Raw genomic sequence first — 20950 nt, forward strand, 5'->3', positions numbered from 1 at the left:
AGGTGCTGGTGACGGCGGCGCAACAGGCAGATCCCCAGTACCCCACCGACCGCGGCCGGCGGACCCAGGCCGCCATCGATGCCGCAGCCCGAAAAGTGATCGCGCGCAAAGGAATTCTGGCGACGACCATCGCCGACATCACCACCGAGGCCGGACGCTCGGCGGCGTCGTTCTACAACTACTACGACTCCAAGGAAGCGATGGTGCGCCAGTGGGCGCTGCGCTTCCGGGACGAGGCCAACGAGCGGGCCATGGCGGTGACCGAGCACGGCCTGTCGGACCGCGACCGTGCCCACCAGGCGGCCGCCGCGCACTGGCACACCTACCGGCACCGGTTGGCAGAAGTGATCAGCGTCTCCCAGTTGGCGATGGTCAGCGAGGATTTCGCGCGGCATTGGGCCGAAATGTGTTCCATCCCGCTTTCATTCATTGCCGAGTCGGTCAGACGTGCTCAGCAGCAAGGGTTTTGCCCCGACGACGATCCGCAACTCATCGCCGAGGCGATTGTGGCGATGTTCAACCAGTTCTGCTACATCCAGCTGACCCGTCACCAGGTTCCGGACGACGAGGCGTGCATCCGGACGCTGGCCAACATCTACTATCGCGCCATCTACAGCGAGAAGGACCGCTCTTGAGTGAGATCGTCCGCGAGTTCCTCGGACTGACGTCCCCCACCGGAGCGCGGGCCGGCGCCGGCGGTCATCCCTGCCAGGGCCTCTACCACCACGCCGCCGGCCACCGTCCGAAAGTGGCGATGATCGCGACGCACTACCAGATCGACTTCGCCGAGCACTACATCGCCGAATACCTGGCCGCCCGCGGCATCGGGTTCCTGGGCTGGAACACCAGGTTTCGGGGTTTCGAAAGCAGCTTCGTGCTCGACCACGCACTCGTCGACATCGGGGTGGGGGTGCGTTGGCTGCGCGACGAAGCCGGAGTGGACACCGTGGTGCTACTGGGCAACTCAGGTGGCGGGTCACTGATGGCGGCCTATCAGTCCCAGGCGGTGGATCCGAATGTGACTCCGCTGCCGGGCATGCGGCCCGCCTCCGGTGTCACCGAACTCTCCGCCGCCGACGGCTACGTCGCCACCGCGGCCCACCCGGGCCGCCCGGATGTGCTGACCGCCTGGATGGACGGTGCCGTCGTCGACGAAAACGATCCCGTCGCAACCGATCCCGATCTGGACCTGTTCGACGAGAACAACGGGCCGCCGTATTCAGCGGAGTTCGTCGAGCGCTACCGGGCCGCTCAGGTGGCGCGCAACCACGCGATCACCGGCTGGGCCGAGTCCGAGCTCAAACGTGTTGGCGCCGCAGGCTTTTCGGATCGCCCGTTCACCGTGCAGCGCACCTGGGCCGATCCGCGCATGGTTGACCCGAGTATCGAACCGACCAAGCGGCAGGCGAATTCGTGCTATGCCGGTACCCCGGCGAAGGCCAATCGCTCCGCGCGGGGCATCGCCGCGGCCACCACGCTGCGTAATTGGCTGGGCATGTGGAGCCTGCGGGTGGCGCAGACCCGCGCCGAGCCGCACCTGGCCCGCATCACCTGTCCGGCGCTGGTGATCAACGCCGAGGCCGACACCGGCGTCTTCCCCTCGGATGCGGGTCGCATCTACGACGCGCTGGCCGCAACCGACAAGACACGCGTCGCTATCGACAGCGACCACTACTTCACCACGCCCGGTGCCCGCGATGAGCAGGCCGACACCATCGCGGACTGGATCGCCAAACGCTGGCCGTGAGATCCACCCAACCGACCGGTTGTTAGCTTGGTAGAAACCGCGCACGGGAAGGCGACCAATGCCGATCGCAATCAGCCCTGAACATCAAGACCTGGCCGACTCGGTGCGGTCCCTGGTGGCGCGGGTGGCGCCGTCGGAGGTGCTGCACGAGGCCATGGAAACTCCGGTTTCCAACCCGCCCCCGTACTGGCAGGCCGCCGCGGACCAGGGTCTGCAGGGAGTGCACCTCGCTGAAGCGGTCGGCGGCCAGGGCTTCGGTGTCCTGGAGCTGGCCATCGTGCTCGCCGAGTTCGGCTACGGCGCAGTACCCGGGCCGTTCGTGCCGTCGGCGATCGCCAGTGCGCTGATCGCCGCGCACGATCCCAAGGCGGCTGTGCTCACCGAGCTGGCCAGCGGGGCGGCCATCGCCGCCTACGCGCTGGATTCGAGCCTGACCGCAACGCGGCACGGCGACGGCCTGGTGATCCGTGGCGAAGTGCGCGCCGTACCCGCCGCCGCACAGGCCGCCATCCTGGTGCTGCCGGTAGCCATCGACAGCGGCGAAGAGTGGGTGGTGCTGCGGTCCGATCAGCTCGAGATCGAGCCGGTGGCGAGCATCGACCCGCTGCGTCCCATCGCCCACGTGCGGGCCAACGCCGTCGAGGTCGGCGACGACGTGGTGCTGGGCAACCTGAGCATGACCACCGCCCACGCGCTGATGACCACGCTGCTGTCCGCGGAGGCGGTGGGCGTGGCGCGCTGGGCGACCGACACCGCCTCCGGCTACGCCAAGATCCGCGAACAGTTCGGCCGGCCGATCGGTCAGTTCCAGGCCATCAAGCACAAGTGCGCGGAGATGATGGCCGACACCGAACGCGCCACGGCGGCGGTGTGGGACGCAGCACGCGCCCTGGACGGTGCCGACGAGCACGTCCCGTTCGCCGCGGCGGTGGCGGCGACCCTGGCACCGGCCGCGGCGCAGCGGTGCACCCAGGTGCACGGCGGCATCGGGTTCACCTGGGAGCACGACACCAACGTCTATTACCGCCGGGCGCTGCTGCTGGCCGCCGGTTTCGGCCGCAGCTCGGAGTACCCGCAGCGGGTGGTGGACACCGCCACCACCACTGGAATGCGGGCGGTGGACATCGATCTGGACCCGGAAACCGAGCAGTTGCGTGCCGAGATCCGGGCCGAGGTGGCCGCGTTCAAGGACATGGACCGCGCGGAACGCACCGTCGCGATCGCCGAGGCCGGCTGGGTGCTGCCGTATCTGCCCAAGCCGTGGGGCCGGGCGTCCAGCCCCGTAGAGCAAGTGATCATCGCCCAGGAGTTCACCGCCGGGCGGGTGAAACGGCCGCAGGTCGGCATCGCCGCGTGGATCATCCCGTCGATCGTCGCGTTCGGCACCGAAAAACAGCAGCAGCAGTTCCTGCCGCCCACTTTCCGCGGCGAAATGGTCTGGTGCCAGCTGTTTTCCGAGCCCGGCGCGGGCTCCGATCTGGCCGGGTTGTCGACGAAGGCGACCCGGGTCGACGGTGGTTGGCGCATCACCGGCCAGAAGATCTGGACCACGGCGGCGCAGTTCTCGCAGTGGGGTGCGCTGCTGGCGCGCACCGACCCCAGCGCGCCGAAGCACAACGGCATCACCTATTTCCTGCTGGACATGAAAAGCGAAGGCGTGACGGTCACACCGCTGCGTGAGCTCACCGGGCAGGAGTTCTTCAACACCGTCTACATCGACGACGTCTTCGTGCCGGACGAGTGCGTACTGGGCGAGGTGAACCGGGGCTGGGAGGTCAGCCGCAATACCCTTACCGCCGAACGGGTTTCGATCGGCGGCAGCGACCTGAACTTCTTGGCCAGCCTGCCGGCGTTCGTCGAGTTCGTGCGCGACGGCCACTTCGACCAGGCCGCCCGGCAGCGGGCCGGTCAGCTGATCGCCGAAGGGCACGCCGCCAAGGTGCTCAACCTGCGCTCCACGCTGCTGACGTTGGCGGGCGGCGATGCCATGCCCTCGGCCGCGATATCCAAACTGCTCTCGATGCGCACCGGCCAGGGCTACGCCGAATTCGCGGTGTCGTCCTTCGGCTCGGATGCGGCGATCGCCGATCCTGAACAGCCGCAAGGCAAGTGGGGCGACTATCTGTTGTCCAGCCGAGCCACCACCATCTACGGCGGCACCTCGGAGGTCCAGCTGAACATCATCGCCGAGCGGCTGCTCGGCCTGCCCCGCGACCCGTAACGACTTGGGGACACTCCCATTCGAGCGTGAAGCTACGGCGTCCGGAGTGAACAGGTGGCGGGATTATTTTGCCGAATTTCCCGCCGTGCCTTCACTCGCAACGCCGCAGCGTCACTCGGCTTTGGCCTTGTCGTCTTCGGCCTTGTCGTCGTCGGCCTTGTCGTCGTCGGCCTTGTCGTCCGTTGCCTCGTCGCCCTCGGCTTTGTCGCCGTCCGCGGAGTCCTTGTCCGAACCCTTCTTCGAGCCCTTCTTATCGGACTTCTCGTCCAGGTCCTTGGCCTTCTCCTTGGCCTCGTCCTTGTCGTCGACGTCCAGCTCGCGCAGCTCGCGCTTGAGGATCTTGCCGGTGGGGTTGCGCGGCAGCTCGTCGAGGAAGATGACCTCCCGCGGCACCTTGTAGCGGGCCAACTCCTCTTTGACGTGCTTCTTGAGGGTGTCCTCGTCGACGTCGGAGCCGTCCTTCTTGACCACGAAGGCGCGCAGCCGGTGCCCGTACTCTTTGTCCTCGACACCGATCGCGGTAGCTTCCACCACCTCCGGATGTCCACTGAGGCAGTCCTCGACCTCGGCCGGGAACACGTTCTCGCCGCCGGAGACGATCATCTCGTCGTCGCGGCCGCTGACGAAGAGCAGGCCTTCTTCGTCGAAGTAGCCGACGTCACCCGAGGACATCAGGCCGTCGATGATCTCCTTGTGGCCGCCGCCGGTGTAGCCCTCGAACGGGAACGCGTTGCCGACGAAGATCCGCCCGACCTCGCCCTGCGGCTTCTCCTTGCCGTTGTCGTCGAGAATCTTGACCTTGACGCCCTTGACCACCGGACCGCACGTGGCCGGGTTCTTCTCCAGGTGCTTGGGCTCGGCGATGGTGGCGAACGCGATCTCGGTGGACCCGTACATGTTGTAGATCACCGGACCGAAATCCTTCAGCGCGCGGCTGGCCAGTTCCCCACCGAGCTGCGACCCGGACACGAAGATGATCTTGAGCTTCGACAGGTCCGGCTTCTCGTCCATCTCCTCGATCGCGTCGAGCAGCCGCGTCAACATCACCGGCACCACCACCATGGCGGTCGCGCCGTGCTTCTCCAGGTCCTTGAGCACCAGCGGCGGCTTGAACTTGCGGCGCAGCACCAGCGTGGAGCCCAGGAACATCGCGATGGTGGCGTGCAGGAATCCCAGCGCGTGGAACATCGGCGCCGGCAGCGAGGTGATCTCGTTGGCCTTGAACGGGACGTGCGACAAGATGCCGCCCACCGGGGCCAACGTCGGCGGCGTGCTGCGATTGGCGCCCTTCGGGGTGCCGGTGGTGCCGCTGGTCAGGATGATGATCGAGGCGTGCTTGGCGGCCTTCGGCGCCGGATCCTTACTGCTGCGCTCGATCAGGTCGGCCAGCGTCTCGTCCTCGCTGCCGGAGTCCTCGTCGCTGTCCGGGTTGGTGCCCAGCGCCCGCAGGAAGCCCAGCTCCGGCTTGGCCTTGCTGACCACCTTGGTGTACTCGTCGTCGTAGATGATGATCTTGGCGCCTTCGCGCTCGGAGACCTCTTTGACCTGTGGCCCGGAGAACTCGCTGTTCAACAGGATGATGCGGGCACCGACGCGGGCCGCACCGAAGTAGGCGACGAGGAACCAGCGGCTGTTGCGGGCCAGGATCGCGACGCCGTCGCCGGCTTTGACGCCTTTGTCGATCAAGCCGTTGGCGACGGCGTGCGCGGCATCGTCGAGTTCCTTGAAGCTGAATTCGCCGTCTTCGTCGATGCACGCCGCGCGGTCCGGGGTGCGGGCGGCATTCAGGGCGGGCAACATGCCGAACTCGCCCCATTTGACCAGGCCGGTGGCCAGCGCGGCATAGTTCTGCGGCGGTTCCAGCCGGAATGCGCCCGATTCAAAAATCTTGCGCACGTAATGCAGTTCGGCTGCGCCGCGTTCCACGTACTGCTGAAGTTTTCCGACCCCGGGTACATCGCTCAGGCTAGGCATGGTCCTCACCATATGTGACGGAGGTCGCAATGCGACCAGTGGTTTCCCCCGAATTACCATCAATTTCCATGACCAAACCCGTGTCGCTGGAAGTGAGCGGCCGCCCGGTCACCGTCACCCACCCGGACAAGGTCGTCTTTCCCGACCCGGGCATCACCAAAATCGAGCTGGTCCGGTATTACCTGAGCGTGGCCGACGGCGCCCTGCGTGGCGTGCGGGGTCGGCCGATGATCCTCAAACGGTTCGTCAAGGGCATCACCGAGGAGGCGGTGTTCCAGAAACGCGCTCCCGCCAACCGACCGGACTGGGTGGACGTGGCCACCCTGCGTTACGCCTCGGGCACCTCCGCCGACGAGGCGGTCATCCACGACGCCGCCGGTCTGGCGTGGGTGGTCAACCTGGGCTGCGTGGATCTCAATCCGCATCCGGTGCAGGCCGACGATCTCGATCATCCCGACGAGCTGCGCGTCGACCTGGATCCGATGCCCGGGGTGTCCTGGTCGGGCATCGTCGATGTGGCGCTGGTGGCACGCGAGGTGCTCGAAGACCACGGTCTGACCGCGTGGCCCAAGACCTCCGGGTCGCGGGGTTTTCACATCTACGCCCGGATCCACCCACACTGGCCGTTCGCCAAAGTGCGGTTGGCCGCGCAGACCGTGGCCCGCGAAGTCGAACGCCGCGTGCCCGACCTGGCGACCAGCCGGTGGTGGAAAGAGGAACGCGAAGGCGTATTCGTCGACTTCAATCAGAACGCGAAGGACCGCACGGTCGCCTCGGCGTATTCGGTGCGTGCCACCCCCGATGCCCGGGTGTCCATGCCGCTGCGCTGGGACGAGGTCGCCGATTGTCGGCCCGAGCGGTTCACCGTGCGTACCGTCCCGGATCGGTTTGCCGCGCAGGGCGATCCCTGGGCCGGCATGGACGATGCGAAGGGCGGCCTGGACAAGCTGCTGGCGCTGGCCGACGAGCTCGGTCCACCGGAGAAAGCACCCAGGGGCGCCGGCAAGAGCGGCCGGCGGCAGTCGGTGATGCCGCTGATAGAGGTCGCCCGGACCAAGACCCGGGACGAGGCGATGGCCGCCCTGGACACCTGGCGCGCCCGCCATCCGGCCGCGGCTGAACTTCTGCAGCCCGCCGACGTCCTGGTCGACGGGATGCGCGGACCCAGCTCGATCTGGTACCGGATCCGGATCAACCTGCAGCACGTGCCCGCCGCGGCCCGCCCGCCGCAGGAGGAACTGATCGCCGACTACTCCCCCTGGGTGGGACACACGCCCAAGCAGCGGCCACGCGACTGACGGCCGAGGAAGACACGCGCTACTCTCACGCTGTGACCGGGCTGAGTCGACGCGGATTCCTGCAGGTTGCCGCGGCGTCCGGGCTGCTCGCGGCGTGTTCGGACCCGAAGCCGAAGCCGGGCACCCCCGGCGGCGGGTCGGTCACCGTCACCCACCTGTTCGGCGAGACCGTCGTCAAGGAGCCGCCCAAGCGGGTGGTCAGTGCGGGCTACACCGAGCAGGACGATCTGCTGGCGGTGGGTGTGGTGCCCATCGCGGTGACCAACTGGTTCGGTGATCAGCCCTTCGCGGTCTGGCCGTGGGCCCAACCCAAACTCGGCGCGGCGCAGCCCGCCGTGCTGACCCTGGACAACGGGATTCAGGTCGATCAGATCGCCGCACTCAAGCCCGACCTGATCGTGGCGACCAACGCGGGCCTGGACGCCGACACCTATCAGAAGCTGTCGGCCGTCGCCCCGACTATCGCGCAGTCCGATGGCGACGCGTTCTTCGAACCGTGGCAGGACCAGGCCGCCGCGATCGGTCAGGCCGTCTTCCAGGCCGACCAGATGAAGTCGTTGGTGGACGCCGTCAAGGCCGGGTTCACCGATGTCGGCCAGAAGAATCCCTCCTGGAAGGGCAGGAAGGCGCTGCTGATGCAGGGCCGGATGTGGCAGGGCACGGTGGTGGCGACCGCGGAAGGCTGGCGCACCGACTTCCTCACCCAGATGGGCCTGGTCATCTCCGACGGCATCAAGGCGTACACCACCGACCACCGCGCGCTGATCCCTCGCGATCACATCAAGGACGTGCTCGATTCAGCCGATGTGGTGATCTGGTGCACGGAGAGTCCGGAGGAACAGCAGGCGATTCTGGCCGATCCCGAGGTGGCGGCAGCGCAGAACACCGCCCGCCAGCGCCATCTCTTCACCGGCAAGGACCTGGCCGGCGCCATCGCGTTTGCGTCGCCGCTGAGTTATCCCGTCGTCGCCGATCAACTTCCCCCGCAGCTCGGTAAAATCCTGGGCTGATTGAGTATTCGCTAAGGCACCTCTGGCAGTGCTCCACATTCAGTGCCGAGTGCCCGACGGCGGCGTTACCGTCGAATTATGACTGTGATGGAGATCACTACCATCGAGGGGGACCGCGACCTGCCCGACGCCGTGGTGGACTACGGCGACCAGGCGTTGCTGGTGCAATGTGCTTGCACCGCTGACGTTTTGGCGTGGGCCGAGGCACTGCGTGCGGCGCGGCTGCCCGGTGTCGTCGACATCGTCCCGGCCGCGACCACGGTGCTGGTCAAGCTCGACGGGCCGCGGCGGCAGGCGATCACCCGGCAGCGGTTACGCACGCTGCGCATCACACCTGGCGCGCAGCCGCACCCGCACCAGGCGACGCGCGAAGTCGTCATCGACGTCGGCTACGACGGCCCCGATCTGGCCGAGGTCGCCGAACTCACCCGGCTCAGCGCGGCCCAGGTGATCGACGCCCACACCAGCACCCGGTGGCGGGTGGGCTTCAGCGGATTTGCACCCGGGTTCGCCTACCTGATCGGTGGTGACGAACGGCTGCGGGTACCGCGACGCCCGGAACCGCGGTCCGCGGTCCCGGCCGGATCGGTGGGACTGGCCGGCGAATTCAGCGCGGTTTACCCGCGGCGATCGCCCGGCGGGTGGCGACTCATCGGTCGCACCGATGCGGTGCTGTGGGACATCGACCGACCGGACCCGGCCCTGCTCACCCCGGGCACGTGGGTCCGGTTCCGGGCCGTGTGACGGAGGTCGGCATGGACACGGACACCACCCTGGAAATCCTGCGCACCGGGCCGCTGGCGGTCATCCAGGACCTCGGCCGGGCCGGGCTGGCCCACCTCGGCGTCGGCCGCTCCGGGGCCGCTGACCGTCGGTCCCATACCCTGGCGAACCGGCTGGTCGCCAACCCCGACGACCGGGCCACCGTCGAAGTCACCTTCGGCGGCTTCTCGGCCCGGGTGCGCGGCGGCGACCTGGACATCGCCGTGACCGGCGCCGACACCGAGCCGACGGTAAACGGAAAAGTATTCGGCACCAACAGCATTCAGCATGTACGCGACGGCGAGGTGATCTCGCTGGGCACTCCGCGCACAGGCCTTCGCACCTATCTGGCGGTGCGCGGGGGCATCTGCGTCACACCGGTGCTGGGCTCGCGCAGCTACGACGTGATGTCGGCGATCGGACCGCTGCCGCTGCAGGCCGGCGACGTGGTGCCGGTCGGCGAACACACCGACGACTACCCCGAGCTCGACCAGGCGCCCGTCGCAGCGATCGACAACCACCTGGTCGACATCATGGTGGTGCCCGGGCCGCGGGACGACTGGTTCGTCGATCCCGACGCCCTGGTGCACACCGTCTGGATGGTCTCGGATCGCAGCGACCGGGTGGGCATGCGCCTCGAGGGTCGCCCCATAGCGCACCGCTGGCCGGACCGGCAGCTGCCCAGCGAGGGCACCACCCGTGGCGCAATCCAGGTGCCGCCCAACGGATTACCGGTCATCTTGGGTCCCGATCACCCGATCACCGGCGGTTACCCGGTGGTCGGCGTCGTGGTCGACGAGGACATCGACAAGGTCGCCCAGGTGCGGCCCGGCCAGTACGTACGTCTGCACTGGGCGCGGCCCCGGTCGTGACGGCGGCTGGATCCTGGTAGACAAGGACGGTGCACACCGCACGCCTGGTCCACACCGCTGATCTCGACGACAGAACCCGGCACAGCGCCTGCCGGATGGTCACCGAGGCATTCGACGGTGACTTCGCCGAGACCGACTGGGAACATGCGCTGGGTGGCATGCACGCATTGATCTGGCACCACGGCGCGATCATCGCGCACGCCGCGGTGGTGCAGCGCCGGTTGCTCTACCGGGACCGCGCGTTGCGCTGCGGCTACCTCGAAGCTGTTGCGGTACGCGAGGATTGGCGTGGCAAGGGCCTGGTGACGGCCCTGCTGGACGGCGCCGAACAGGTGCTGCGCGCGCCTACCAGCTCGGTGCGCTGAGCTCGACCCTCGCGGCTCGCGGACTGTATGCCGCCCGCGGCTGGGCGCCGTGGCTCGGTCCGACGTCGGTGCTGGCCCCCGCGGGTCCGACCCGCACACCTGACGACGACGGCACGGTGTTCCTGCTGCCGGTGAGTGTGACCCTGGACACCTCCGCTGAGCTGATGTGCGACTGGCGCGACGGCGACGTCTGGTAGTCCTCACACGGTCACCGGCACGATGGTGAGCGGAAGTTCACCGCCCGGGGTCACTGCGGGAAGCGCCCGGGCAACAAAGGATTTCTAGCGTGGCGACCAGGTCTGCAACAGGTCAAGCCATGAGGAGTCCTTCGTGTTCGCCAAGCTCACGCGCCGTTCACACACCCTTTCCGACTGGGATCCCGAGGACGTGGCGGCGTGGGAAGCCGGCAACAAGCACGTCGCGCGCCGCAACCTGATCTGGTCGGTGGCCGCCGAACACGTCGGCTTCTCCGTCTGGTCCATCTGGTCGGTGATGGTGCTGTTCATGCCCGCCTCGGTGTACGGCTTCTCCGCGGGCGACAAATTCCTGCTGGGCGCCACCGCGACCTTGGTGGGCGGCTGCCTGCGGTTTCCCTACACCTTTGCCACCGCCAGATTCGGCGGCCGCAACTGGACCATCTTCTCCGCGCTGGTGTTGCTGGTCCCCACCGTCGGCAGCATCGTGTTGCTGGCCCACCCAGGTCTACCGCTGTGGCCGTATCTGGTGTGCGCCGCGTTGGCCGGTCTCGGTGGCGGCAACTTCGCCTCGTCGATGACCAACATCAACGCGTTCTATCCGCAACGGCTCAAGGGCTGGGCGCTGGCCCTCAACGCCGGCGGTGGCAACCTCGGCGTCCCGATGATCCAGCTGGTCGGACTCCTGGTGATCGCCTCGGTCGGCGACCGCGAACCCTATTGGGTATGTGCGATCTACCTGGTATTGCTGGGCGTCGCAGGCATCGGCGCGGCCCTGTACATGGACAATCTGACCCAGTTCAGCATCGAGATGCACACCATGCGTGCGGTGTTGGCCGAACCGCACACCTGGGCAATCGCGCTGCTGTACATCGGCACCTTCGGTTCCTTCATCGGCTTCTCCTTCGCTTTCGGCCAGATGTTGCAGATCAACTTCGTCGCCGGCGGGCAGAGCACCGCCCAGGCTGCCCTGCACTCGGCCCAGATCGCCTTCCTGGGGCCACTATTGGGCTCGCTGTCCCGCGTGTACGGCGGCCGGCTGGCCGACCGCGTCGGCGGCGGGCGGGTAACCCTGGGTGTCTTCTGCGCGATGATCCTGGCCGCCGGAATCCTGGTCAGTGTCAGCACTTTCGGCGCACACCGCCATGGACCTGTGCCCTCGGCGGTGATGGCCGGCTATGTCATGGGCTTCGTCGCCCTGTTCATCCTGTCCGGGATCGGCAACGGCTCGGTCTACAAGATGATTCCGTCGATCTTCGAAGCGCGCAGCCATTCCCTTTCGCTCGCCGAGACGCAGCGCCGCCAGTGGTCGCGCTCCATGTCGGGTGCCCTGATCGGTTTCGCCGGGGCCATCGGCGCGCTGGGCGGGGTGGGCGTCAATCTGGCTCTGCGCCAGTCGTATCTGAGCAGCGGCACCGCCACGTCAGCCTGCTGGGTCTTCGTCGTGTTCTACGTCGGTGCCGCACTGCTGACCTGGGTGGCCTACGTCCGCAAGCCCCTTCGGGCCACTGGTCACCCGCGCGCGGGCCTGGCCTATGTATAGCGACGTCGCTCGGACTATCAGTGTCCTGCCAGAGAACTGAGACTCAACTTTCAGGCGATATCGGTCCTGTGGAGTTGACTGGTTTACGCCACCGATGTGAGCATCGAAACCGACAGCGGCGCAAGCCTCTTGAGCTGACGGCGCCGCCACGTGCGCCTGGAAAGGTGCACATCCTGATGGGTCGCGAGCATCACCTCACCGACTGGAATCCTGAAGACGTCACGGCGTGGGAAGCCGGCGACAAAGCGGTCGCTCGCCGCAATCTGCTGTGCACCATGGCCGGTGACCACGTCGCCTTCTCGATATGGTCGCTGTGGTCGGTGATGGTCCTGTTCATGCCCACAGCGGTCTACGGCTTCTCGGCCGGGGACAAGCTGCTCCTGGGCGCGACAGCGACCCTGGCCGGCGGCTGTGCGCGCATCCCCTACACGTTGGGGATCGCCCGATTCGGTGGCCGCAACTGGACCGCGTTCTCGGCCTTTGTGCTGCTGATACCGACCGCGGCCACCATCGTGTTGCTGGCCAATCCGGGCCTGCCGCTGTGGCCGTACGTGGTGTGCGCGGCACTGACCGGACTGGGCGGCGGCAACTACGCGGCATCGCTGGCGAACGTCAACGTGTTCTATCCGCAGCGCCTCAAGGGTGCGGCGCTGGCGGTCAACGCCGGAGTCGGCAACCTCGGCGTGGCGGTGATCCAGCTCGTCGGGCTGCTCGCCCTGGCCACGGCCGGTCACCAGGCACCGTACTGGGTATGTGCGATCTACCTGGTGCTGCTGGCGATCGTGGGTGTCGCCGCGACCTTATCGATGGACAGCGTCGAACACGGCGTGCAGGTAAAGACCATGGGGGCTGTGCTCTTCGTCCGGCACACCTGGGTGATCTCGCTGCTCTACATCTGCACCTTCGGTTCGTGGATCGGGTTCGCGTTCACGTTCGGTCAGGTGTTGCAGGTCAACTTCGAACACCACGGTGAAACCGCCCGGCACGCTTCGCTGCACGCCGCGCAAATCGCCTTCGTCGGACCGCTGTTGGGTTCGCTGGCACGCATCTACGGGGGCCGGTTGTCCGATCGCATCGGCGGCGGCCGGGTCACCCTGGCCGTGCTGGGCGGCATGATGCTGGCCGCCGGTGCACTGGTGACGCTCAGCAGTCGTTCCGAAAACCAGTCCAGTACAGACACTTTCATGGTGGCCGGCTATGTGTCGGGCTTCCTGGCGCTGTTCATTCTGGCGGGCATGGGAAACGGCTCGGTGTTCAAGATGATCCCCTCGATCTTCGAGGCACGCAGCCGCGCACTGGAGGTGAGCGAGGCCAACCGCCGCGAATGGTCCCGCGCCATGTCGGGATCGCTGATCGGGTTCTGCGCCGCGGTCGGCGCACTCGGCGGCGTGGGCATCAACCTGGCACTGCGCGAGTCCTACCTGCGCACCGGCAGCGAAACGCTGGCCTACTGGGCTTTTCTGGTCTGCTATGCGGTGGCCGCGTGGCTCACCTGGGCGATGTACGTGCGACGTCCGGCCACCGCGGTTCCGGCGGCTGTGACCGAGAACGCAGGTGAGGGCAATGCCGCAGCAATTGCCAGGTAACGTCCCGGAAACTTGCGGGGCATACACAACTGGTATGGCCCAGAAGCCTTCTGTGCCACTGAGTGGCTACCGGATTGCCGTGACCTCAGCTCGTCGTTCCGAGGAGCTGTGTGCGTTGCTGCGCAGACACGGGGCCGAGGTCTACAGTGCGCCCGCGATCAACATGATCGCCCTGCCGGACGACGATGAACTGCACAGCAACACCCAGTCCCTGATCGCCGACCCGCCCGACATCCTGATCGCACACACCGGTATCGGTTTCCGCGGCTGGGTCGCCGCCGCCGAAGGCTGGGGGCTGGCCGCTGAACTCCTCGACTCGTTGGCGCGCGGGCGGGTCATCTCCCGCGGACCCAAGGCGACCGGGGCGCTGCGCGCAGCGGGACTGCGGGAGGAGTGGTCACCGGATTCCGAGTCCTCGCAAGAGGTCCTGGACTACCTGCTCGACACCGGGGTGGACGGCAAACGCATCGCGATCCAGCTGCACGGTGCCGCCGACGGGTGGGATCCGTTCCCCGAATTCCTCGCCGGCCTGGAGGCCGCCGGTGCCGAGGTGATTCCGATCCGGGTATACCGTTGGAAGCCAACGCCTTTGGGCGGGGATCTGGACCAGTTGGTCACCGGCATCGCGCGGCGCCAGTTCGACGCGGTCAGCTTCACCTCGGCCCCGGCGGCGGCGGCGGTTTTGGAACGCAGTCGCGAACTGGACATCGAAGAACAGGTGCTCGATGCGCTGCGCAGCGGCGTGCACGCGATGTGTGTCGGCCCGGTGACATCCCGGCCCCTGATCAGGCGGGGTGTGCCGACCTCGTCGCCGGCACGGATGCGGCTGGGCGCCTTGGCCCGTCACATCGCCGAGGAGCTGCCGACATTGGGCTCGTGCAGCGTGCAGGCCGCCGGCCACCTGGTCGACATCCGGGGCACCTGCGTCCTGGTCGACGGCTCGGTCAAAACGGTGTCCGGATCGGGAATGGCCATCCTGCGCGCCCTGGCCCATCGCCCCGGCGACGTCGTCGCGCGCACCGAGCTGCTGCGCGTGCTACCGGGCAACGGCTACGACACCCATGCGGTGGACACCGCGGTGCTGCGGCTGCGAACTGCACTGGGCGACAAGAACATCGTCGCGACAGTAGTCAAACGCGGTTACCGGTTGGCCCTCGACAACGAACACGACGCCGCATGAACCTGGTCCTGGCGGCGCACGGCACCCGCCGGTCCGCGGGCGTCGCGATGATCGGCGACCTCGCGGCCCGGGTGGGTGAACTCCTGGACCGCAGCGTGCATGTCGCGTTCGTCGACGTGTTGGGACCCACGCCCAGCGAAGTGCTGTCGCGGCTGGCCGACCGGTCGCCGGACTGCCCGCCGGTCATCGTGGTGCCGGCGTTCCTGTCCCGCGGCTACCACGTCCGCGCAGACCTACCGGCCCACATCGCGGCCAGTGGCCACCCGCACGTGACCGTCGCCACGGCTCTGGGCCCGGGTCCGGAGATCATCGCCGTGCTCGGCCAGGTGTTGCAGGAATCCGGTTGGCGTCCCGGCGATTCGGTGATCCTCGCCGCGGCCGGTACCTCCGACGCCCGGGCCCGTGCCGACCTGCGTTGCGCGGCCGCGTCGTTGTCGGCACTCATCGGGTCGTCAGTCGAGTTGGGATTCGCCGCCGTCGGCGCACCGACGGTATCCGACGCAGTCGCCGATGCGCGCCACCGGGGCGCCCGCCGCGTGGTGCTCGCGTCCTACCTGCTGGCCGACGGGCTGTTCCAACAACGGTTGCACTGCAGCGGCGCTGACCTGGTGACGCCCCCGCTGGGCACCCATCCCGGATTGGCCCGCCTGGTGGCGAACCGGTTCCGCAGGGTGCTGCCGCTCGCAAAGCGCTGCCGACCGGGCGCCCCCACACCGGCGCGGCTTGATCTTTAGTGATATCCAGGTAATCCTGGCACCATGGCCCGTAACGAAGAGCCCTCCCGCGGGCTCCTCGACCCGGTGGCGAAGATGCTGCGTTTACCCTTCGCCACACCGGAGTTCATCGATCGGATCGTCACCGGCAGTGTCAATCAGGTAGGCAGGCGCACGCTCTACATGCTCATCACGACGTGGGATGCGGCCGGCGGGGGTCCGTTTGCTGCCAGCGCGATCGCGTCCACCGGGCTGGCCAAGACCGCCGAGATCGTGCAGTCCATGTTCATCGGGCCGGTATTCAATCCGCTGCTGAAGACGCTGGGGGCGGACAAGGTGGCGGTTCGGGCTTCGCTGTGCGCCTCGCAGCTGGTGGGGCTGGGCATCATGCGCTACGGGGTGCGTTCCGAGCCGTTGCACTCGATGACGGTGTCGCAGGTCGTCGACGCGATCGGGCCGACGATGCAGCGTTACCTCGTCGGCAAAATCGACTGAACCAGAGGTTCTAGGCCGCCAACCGCGCGGCAAACCGACCGATCTGAATGCGACCGTCGGCCGTCAGCCGCACCGGGTAGACCGGCACCGACACCGCGGGGTCGTCCAGGCAGCTGCCGTCGTCGAGCGCGAAAGCCTGCTTGAGAATTGGTGATTGGACCATGGCGCGGCCACCGCGGTCCCCGACGATGCCCCGGGACAGCACGGCGGCGCCGGAGAACGGGTCGACGTTGCCCAGGGCATGCACCGATCCATCGTCAAGGCGGAACAAGGCGGCCTGGTTGCCGTCGTCGAGCAGCACGCCCACCCCGCGGCCGGGGATCAGGTGCGCGTAGTCGCAGGCTGTGGTCCAGACTCGAATATCGGTGCGGCTCATCAGTTTTCTCCTTGCTCAGCGGATCCGCGGGAAGCCCAGGACTACCGGCACTTTGCGACCGGCCCGTTCGGTGAATACCACCGTGTCGTCGACGGCGTCCGGGGCGTTGACGAAGGACACAAACCGCGACATCTTGTCCGGGTCCTCCAATACGCCTTTCCATTCACACTTGTAGTTGTCGACGTGACGTTCGACCGCGGCCTCGAATTCTGCGGCCAGGCCCAGCGAGTCGGCGCAGACCACCTCCCGCACGTGGTCCAGACCCAGTGCTTCCACCCACGGCGCGGTGCGCTGCAGCCGGTCGGCGGTGCGGATGTAGTACATGAGAAACCGGTCGATATAGCGGACCAGTGTCGCGGTGTCCAGATCGCCGGCCAGCAGTTGGGCGTGCCGGGGGGTCATGCCCCCATTGCCGCCCACGTAGAGGTTCCACCCCTGCTCGGTGGCGATCACGCCGACGTCCTTGCCGCGCGCCTCCGCGCACTCGCGGGCACAGCCCGACACGCCCAACTTGATTTTGTGCGGCGCCCGCAGCCCCCGGTAGCGCAGTTCCAGGTCGATGGCCAGCTGCACCGAATCCTGCTGTCCGTACCGGCACCAATCGCTGCCCACGCAGCTCTTCACGGTGCGCAAGGCTTTTCCGTAGGCGTGCCCGGACTCCATGCCGGCGTCCACCAGGCGCTTCCAGATCGCGGGCAACTGGTCCACCCGCGCGCCGAACATATCGATGCGCTGGCCGCCGGTGATCTTGGTGTACAGCCCGAAGTCCTGGGCGATCTGCCCGATCAGGATCAGATGCTCGGGTTTGATGTCGCCACCGGGTACCCGCGGTACCACCGAGTAGCTGCCGTTCTTCTGGATGTTGGCCAGAAAGTGGTCGTTGGAATCCTGCAGCGAGGCCTGCTCACCGTCCAGGATGTGGTCCGAACCGGTGGAAGCCAGGATCGAGGCGACCACGGGTTTGCAGATGTCGCAACCTTTTCCGGTGCCGAAGCGCTGCAGCAGCCCGGAGAAGGTGCGGATCTCGGTGGCCGCGATGATCTGGAACAGTTCGGCCCGCGACTGGCTGAAGTGCTCGCAGAGCGCCTTGGACTGCGCCACACCCTCGGCCTCCAGCAGCTGCTTGAGCAGCGGCACACACGACCCGCACGAGGTACCCGCTGCCGTGCAGGCCTTCAAGGCGGGGACGTCGGCACAGCCGTCGGCGATGGCGCACTTCAGGTCACCCTTGGTGACGTTGTTGCAGGAGCAGATCTGCGCGGATTCGGGCAGTGCCCCGATGCCCGGGGCGCCGGCACCGTCCCCGGAGCCGGCGGGTGCGATGAATGCCATGGGGTCTCCGGGCAATTCACTGCCGACCAGCGGTCGCAGCACACCGTAGGAGGACGCATCGCCGACCAGCACTCCGCCGAGCAGGGTCTTGGCGTCGTCGGAGAGCACCAGCTTGGCGTAGGTGCGGTTCACCGCGTCGTTGACGACGACCTCGAGGCAGTTCGGGGTGGTGCCCATCGCATCGCCGAAGCTGGCGACGTCGACCCCGAGCAGCTTGAGTTTGGTGGACAGATCCGCCTCGGGGAATTCCGCGACCCCGTCGAGCAGTCGGTCGGCCACCACCTCGGCGCTGGTGTATCCGGGCCCGACCAGGCCGTAGCACTTACCGTCGATCGCAGCGACCTCGCCGATCGCGTAGATGTCGGGATCGCTGGTGCGGCAGGACAAGTCGGTGAGGACGCCGCCACGCGGCGCGATCTGCAGCCCGGACGCGCGGGCCAACTCGTCCCGCGGGCGGATGCCGGCGGCGAAGATCAGCACGCCGGCGTCGATGACGTGGCCGTCGGACAACCGCACCCGCATCGAATCACCCTCGGCCTCAATCGATTCGGTGCCGGTGCCGACATGGATCTCGATACCGAGATCGCCGATCATCCTGGCCAGCAGGGCGCCGCCGGCCGCGTCGATCTGCTGGGCCATCAGCCGGGGCATCATCTCGACGACATGCGTCGGCATGCCGAACTGGCGCAACGCATTGGCGGCTTCCAGGCCCAGCAGGCCGCCACCGATCACGACGCCGGCGCTGCCGCGTCCCGCGGCCACGGCGTGCCGGGCGCCGGCCCGGATGGCATCGAGGTCGTCCAGCGTGCGGTAGACGTGACAGGACGGCAGGTCGTGGCCGGTCACCGGCGGGACGAAGGCATAGGACCCGGTGGCCAGCACCAACGCGTCGTAGTCGTGCCGCCGGCCGTCGGCGGTCACCACAGCCTTTGCCGCGCAGTCGATCTCGACGACGCGGGTGTTCAGCAGCAGTTGCACCGCGTTGTCGCCGGCGTAGTCATTGCCGGGCAGCGCCAGCAGGCTGCGGTCCCAGTTCTCGGTATAGGACGTCAGGCCGACTCGGTCGTAGGCGGCGTCGGCTTCCTCGGCCAGCACGGTGATGTTCCAGGCGCCGTCGATGTCGCGGGCGCGCAACGCCTCGACGAACCGGTGCCCCACCATGCCGTGGCCGACCACCACCACCTGCCGGGTGGCAGGGCGCACGGACGTTCCGGCTGCAGGCATGTCCCCGACCTTACGAAGGTGATGTTGCCGAAAATGACGCCGAATGTGACGCGCGCATCAAGGCGTCCTCACAGCTGAAAGCCGGCTGTGTGACAACCGTTCGCGGTGGGCGAACACCCAGGTGGAACTTAAGCGTAGGCGACTCATGTTCTATCGGGTAGCCGACCGATACAGCGTCGGGCACAGCAAACTCACAACGAAGATCAAGGAGTTATCCATGAGCAATCTCGCCTTGTGGTCGCGTCCGACGTGGGACACCGACCGGTGGTTGCGGGACTTTTTCGGTCCGGCCTATTCGGACTGGGCCAAGCCGGTGACCAGCGGTTTCAGCCCGGCCGCCGAGGTCGTGAAGGACGGTGACGACGCGGTAGTCCGCGTCGAGCTGCCCGGGGTGGACGTCGAGAAGGACGTCAACGTCGAGGTGGACAAGGGTCGCCTGGTGATTCACGGCGAACACCGTGACGAGCACGCCGACGAGCAGGACGGCCGTACCCTGCGAGAGATCCGGTACGGGTCGTTCCGCCGGTCGTTCCAGCTGCCCGCACACGTCACCGGGGAGGCTATCTCCGCGTCCTACGACGCGGGCGTGCTGACCGTGCGGGTCGCCGGCGCGTACGCCGGTGCCCAGGCGCAGCGGATCGCGATCACCAAGTAGCCGCCGCTGCCTGTCAACAGCCGCAGAAGCCCACGCACGCCCACCGTGTCGCGGGCTTTTGTGTCTGCTGGGCGGTTGCTTGGCCGACACGTCGGTGGGCCAGCGGTTAGTATCGGGGCCGTACTGTGATTTGTGCCACCTTCAGCCCAGGGGAGATCTCTTGTCCACCACCACTGAACTCGCTGAACTGCACGACCTGATGGGCGGGTTGCGGCGGTGCGTGAGTTCACTCAAAGCTCGCTACGGAGACAATCCGGCGACACGTCGCATCATCATCGACGCCGACCGCATTCTCAGCGACATTCAATTACTCGACAGTGATGTTGCCGAATTAGATCTCGCCCGCGCCACCGTGCACCAATCCGGTGAAAAGATCGCCATTCCCGACACCCAATACGACAGCGATTTTTGGCGCGATGTCGACGACGAGGGTGTCGGAGGTCACAACCGGTCTTGACGGCGAAGCCCGACTAAAGATCGGGCACCGTTTCTGTGTACCCTTCGGTTACAGCCCGTTCGAAGAGGAACACAAATAGATGAGCGCACCAACGGCGAGTCGTGCTGACTCCGGCGTCTTTTCCCCCACCCGAGCAAAAATCGGGCAGAAGACGCTTCGCACCGACAGATGGTGGCTGCAGCCACTGCGGATCAACCTCGGCTTCGCCGCGTTCGTCATTTACGCGACGTTCCGCGCCTTTCAGCAGAACCACTACTTCGTCGAGAAGTACCACTACCTGACGCCGTTCTACTCGCCGTGCGTCAGCCAGGGCTGCAGCAGGGAGGCCAGCGAGTTCTGGCCGCAGATCCTGCCGCATGTCTGGTGGCTGCCGTTCGCCGCGCTGACACTGCCGTTCCTGCTGCTGTTCCGGCTGACCTGCTACTACTACCGGGGCGCCTACTACCGCACGGTGTGGCAGTCGCCGTCGGCCTGTGCGGTAGCCGAGCCGCGGGTGCACTACACCGGCGAGACCCGGTTCCCGCTGATCATCCAGAACACCCACCGGTATTTCTTCTACGCCGCCGCGCTGATCTCCATCATCAATACCTACGACGCGATCGTCGCGTTCCACTCTCCCGACGGGCCAGGCGGATTCGGCTTCGGCCTGGGCAACGTGATCCTGCTCGGCAACGTCATCATGCTGTGGGTGTACACGCTGTCCTGCCACTCCTGTCGGCACGTCACCGGCGGCCGGCTCAAGCACTTCTCCAAACACCCTGTGCGGTATTGGATCTGGACCCAGATCAGCAAACTCAACACCCGCCACAAGCTGTACGCGTGGATCACGCTGGGCACGTTGATGCTCACCGATTTCTACATCCTGCTGGTGTCCAGCAACACCATCTCCGACTTGAGATTTATTGGCTGACAAGCCGATTCATCTATCACAGAACTTAGCGAGGAA

Annotated in this window: 17 protein-coding genes and 2 pseudogenes; 16 read left to right on the top strand and 3 right to left on the bottom strand. The window is 67.0% G+C overall.

Annotated elements, in window-relative coordinates; genetic code table 11:
• Positions 1 to 5 precede the first annotated feature (5 nt).
• From AC5Y6Y_RS22950 to AC5Y6Y_RS22960, 3 genes are read left to right on the top strand one after another with little or no spacing between them, the layout of a single operon-like run.
• On the top strand, positions 6 to 635 hold the full coding sequence (locus AC5Y6Y_RS22950; protein WP_473140244.1) for a TetR/AcrR family transcriptional regulator: 630 nt from the start codon (positions 6 to 8) through the stop codon (positions 633 to 635).
• Complete coding sequence (locus AC5Y6Y_RS22955; RefSeq protein WP_473140237.1) at positions 632 to 1747, top strand: alpha/beta hydrolase family protein; 1116 nt, start codon at positions 632 to 634, stop codon at positions 1745 to 1747. The genes AC5Y6Y_RS22950 and AC5Y6Y_RS22955 overlap by 4 nt, the downstream gene beginning before the upstream one ends.
• A 58-nt stretch (positions 1748 to 1805) precedes the next feature.
• The gene (locus AC5Y6Y_RS22960) at positions 1806 to 3968 is read left to right on the top strand and encodes an acyl-CoA dehydrogenase family protein (RefSeq protein WP_499930472.1); all 2163 of its coding nucleotides are present in this window, start codon (positions 1806 to 1808) and stop codon (positions 3966 to 3968) included.
• Positions 3969 to 4280: 312 nt separating this feature from the next.
• Here the strand turns inward: AC5Y6Y_RS22960 and fadD2 are convergent.
• A pseudogene (fadD2, locus tag AC5Y6Y_RS22965) lies at positions 4281 to 5942 on the bottom strand (long-chain-fatty-acid--CoA ligase FadD2); the annotation flags it as partial.
• A gap of 68 nt (positions 5943 to 6010) precedes the next feature.
• Between fadD2 and ligD the strand changes: the two are divergent.
• The 10 genes and pseudogenes from ligD (at position 6011) to AC5Y6Y_RS23015 (ending at position 15960) form a co-directional block, all read left to right on the top strand.
• Positions 6011 to 7240, top strand: coding sequence for a non-homologous end-joining DNA ligase (ligD, locus tag AC5Y6Y_RS22970; protein ID WP_473140235.1), 1230 nt, complete (start codon positions 6011 to 6013; stop codon positions 7238 to 7240).
• Between the two features lie 32 nt (positions 7241 to 7272).
• Positions 7273 to 8250, top strand: coding sequence for an ABC transporter substrate-binding protein (locus tag AC5Y6Y_RS22975; RefSeq protein WP_473140234.1), 978 nt, complete (start codon positions 7273 to 7275; stop codon positions 8248 to 8250).
• An 87-nt stretch (positions 8251 to 8337) separates the two neighbouring features.
• Entirely contained in the window at positions 8338 to 8994 is a 657-nt protein-coding gene (locus AC5Y6Y_RS22980; RefSeq protein WP_473140233.1) for a 5-oxoprolinase subunit B family protein, read from the top strand.
• Between the two features lie 11 nt (positions 8995 to 9005).
• Positions 9006 to 9884, top strand: coding sequence for a 5-oxoprolinase/urea amidolyase family protein (locus AC5Y6Y_RS22985; RefSeq protein ID WP_473140232.1), 879 nt, complete (start codon positions 9006 to 9008; stop codon positions 9882 to 9884).
• 29 nt (positions 9885 to 9913) lie between these two features.
• Positions 9914 to 10446, top strand: a pseudogene (locus tag AC5Y6Y_RS22990) (GNAT family N-acetyltransferase).
• Between the two features lie 133 nt (positions 10447 to 10579).
• Positions 10580 to 11986, top strand: a complete 1407-nt coding sequence (locus AC5Y6Y_RS22995) for a nitrate/nitrite transporter (RefSeq protein WP_473140231.1) — start codon at positions 10580 to 10582, stop codon at positions 11984 to 11986.
• Between the two features lie 176 nt (positions 11987 to 12162).
• Positions 12163 to 13572, top strand: a complete 1410-nt coding sequence (locus tag AC5Y6Y_RS23000; protein ID WP_463828693.1) for a nitrate/nitrite transporter — start codon at positions 12163 to 12165, stop codon at positions 13570 to 13572.
• 34 nt (positions 13573 to 13606) lie between these two features.
• Positions 13607 to 14752: a uroporphyrinogen-III synthase gene (locus tag AC5Y6Y_RS23005; protein WP_473140230.1), complete on the top strand. Its 1146-nt coding sequence runs from the start codon at positions 13607 to 13609 to the stop codon at positions 14750 to 14752.
• On the top strand, positions 14749 to 15486 hold the full coding sequence (locus AC5Y6Y_RS23010) for a sirohydrochlorin chelatase (protein WP_473140229.1): 738 nt from the start codon (positions 14749 to 14751) through the stop codon (positions 15484 to 15486). Before AC5Y6Y_RS23005 ends, AC5Y6Y_RS23010 begins: the two co-directional genes overlap by 4 nt.
• Positions 15487 to 15510: 24 nt before the next feature.
• Entirely contained in the window at positions 15511 to 15960 is a 450-nt protein-coding gene (locus tag AC5Y6Y_RS23015) for a TetR/AcrR family transcriptional regulator (RefSeq protein ID WP_463828690.1), read from the top strand.
• A gap of 10 nt (positions 15961 to 15970) precedes the next feature.
• Here the strand turns inward: AC5Y6Y_RS23015 and nirD are convergent, their stop codons facing one another.
• A complete protein-coding gene (gene nirD, locus AC5Y6Y_RS23020; protein WP_473140228.1) occupies positions 15971 to 16336 on the bottom strand; it encodes a nitrite reductase small subunit NirD in 366 nt (121 codons plus the stop codon).
• Positions 16337 to 16351: 15 nt separating this feature from the next.
• Positions 16352 to 18892, bottom strand: a complete 2541-nt coding sequence (nirB, locus tag AC5Y6Y_RS23025; RefSeq protein ID WP_473140227.1) for a nitrite reductase large subunit NirB — start codon at positions 18890 to 18892, stop codon at positions 16352 to 16354.
• Between the two features lie 217 nt (positions 18893 to 19109).
• Here nirB and AC5Y6Y_RS23030 point away from each other — a divergent pair, with 217 nt between their 5' ends.
• The 3 genes from AC5Y6Y_RS23030 (at position 19110) to sdhC (ending at position 20914) form a co-directional block, all read left to right on the top strand.
• Entirely contained in the window at positions 19110 to 19547 is a 438-nt protein-coding gene (locus AC5Y6Y_RS23030; RefSeq protein ID WP_463828687.1) for an Hsp20/alpha crystallin family protein, read from the top strand.
• Positions 19548 to 19707: 160 nt separating this feature from the next.
• Complete coding sequence (locus AC5Y6Y_RS23035; RefSeq protein WP_463828686.1) at positions 19708 to 20004, top strand: Rv0250c family protein; 297 nt, start codon at positions 19708 to 19710, stop codon at positions 20002 to 20004.
• Positions 20005 to 20083: 79 nt separating this feature from the next.
• Positions 20084 to 20914, top strand: a complete 831-nt coding sequence (gene sdhC / locus AC5Y6Y_RS23040; RefSeq protein WP_473140226.1) for a succinate dehydrogenase subunit SdhC — start codon at positions 20084 to 20086, stop codon at positions 20912 to 20914.
• The last annotated feature ends 36 nt before the right edge of the window (positions 20915 to 20950 follow it).

Source organism: Mycobacterium sp. NGS24, from assembly GCF_059813065.1.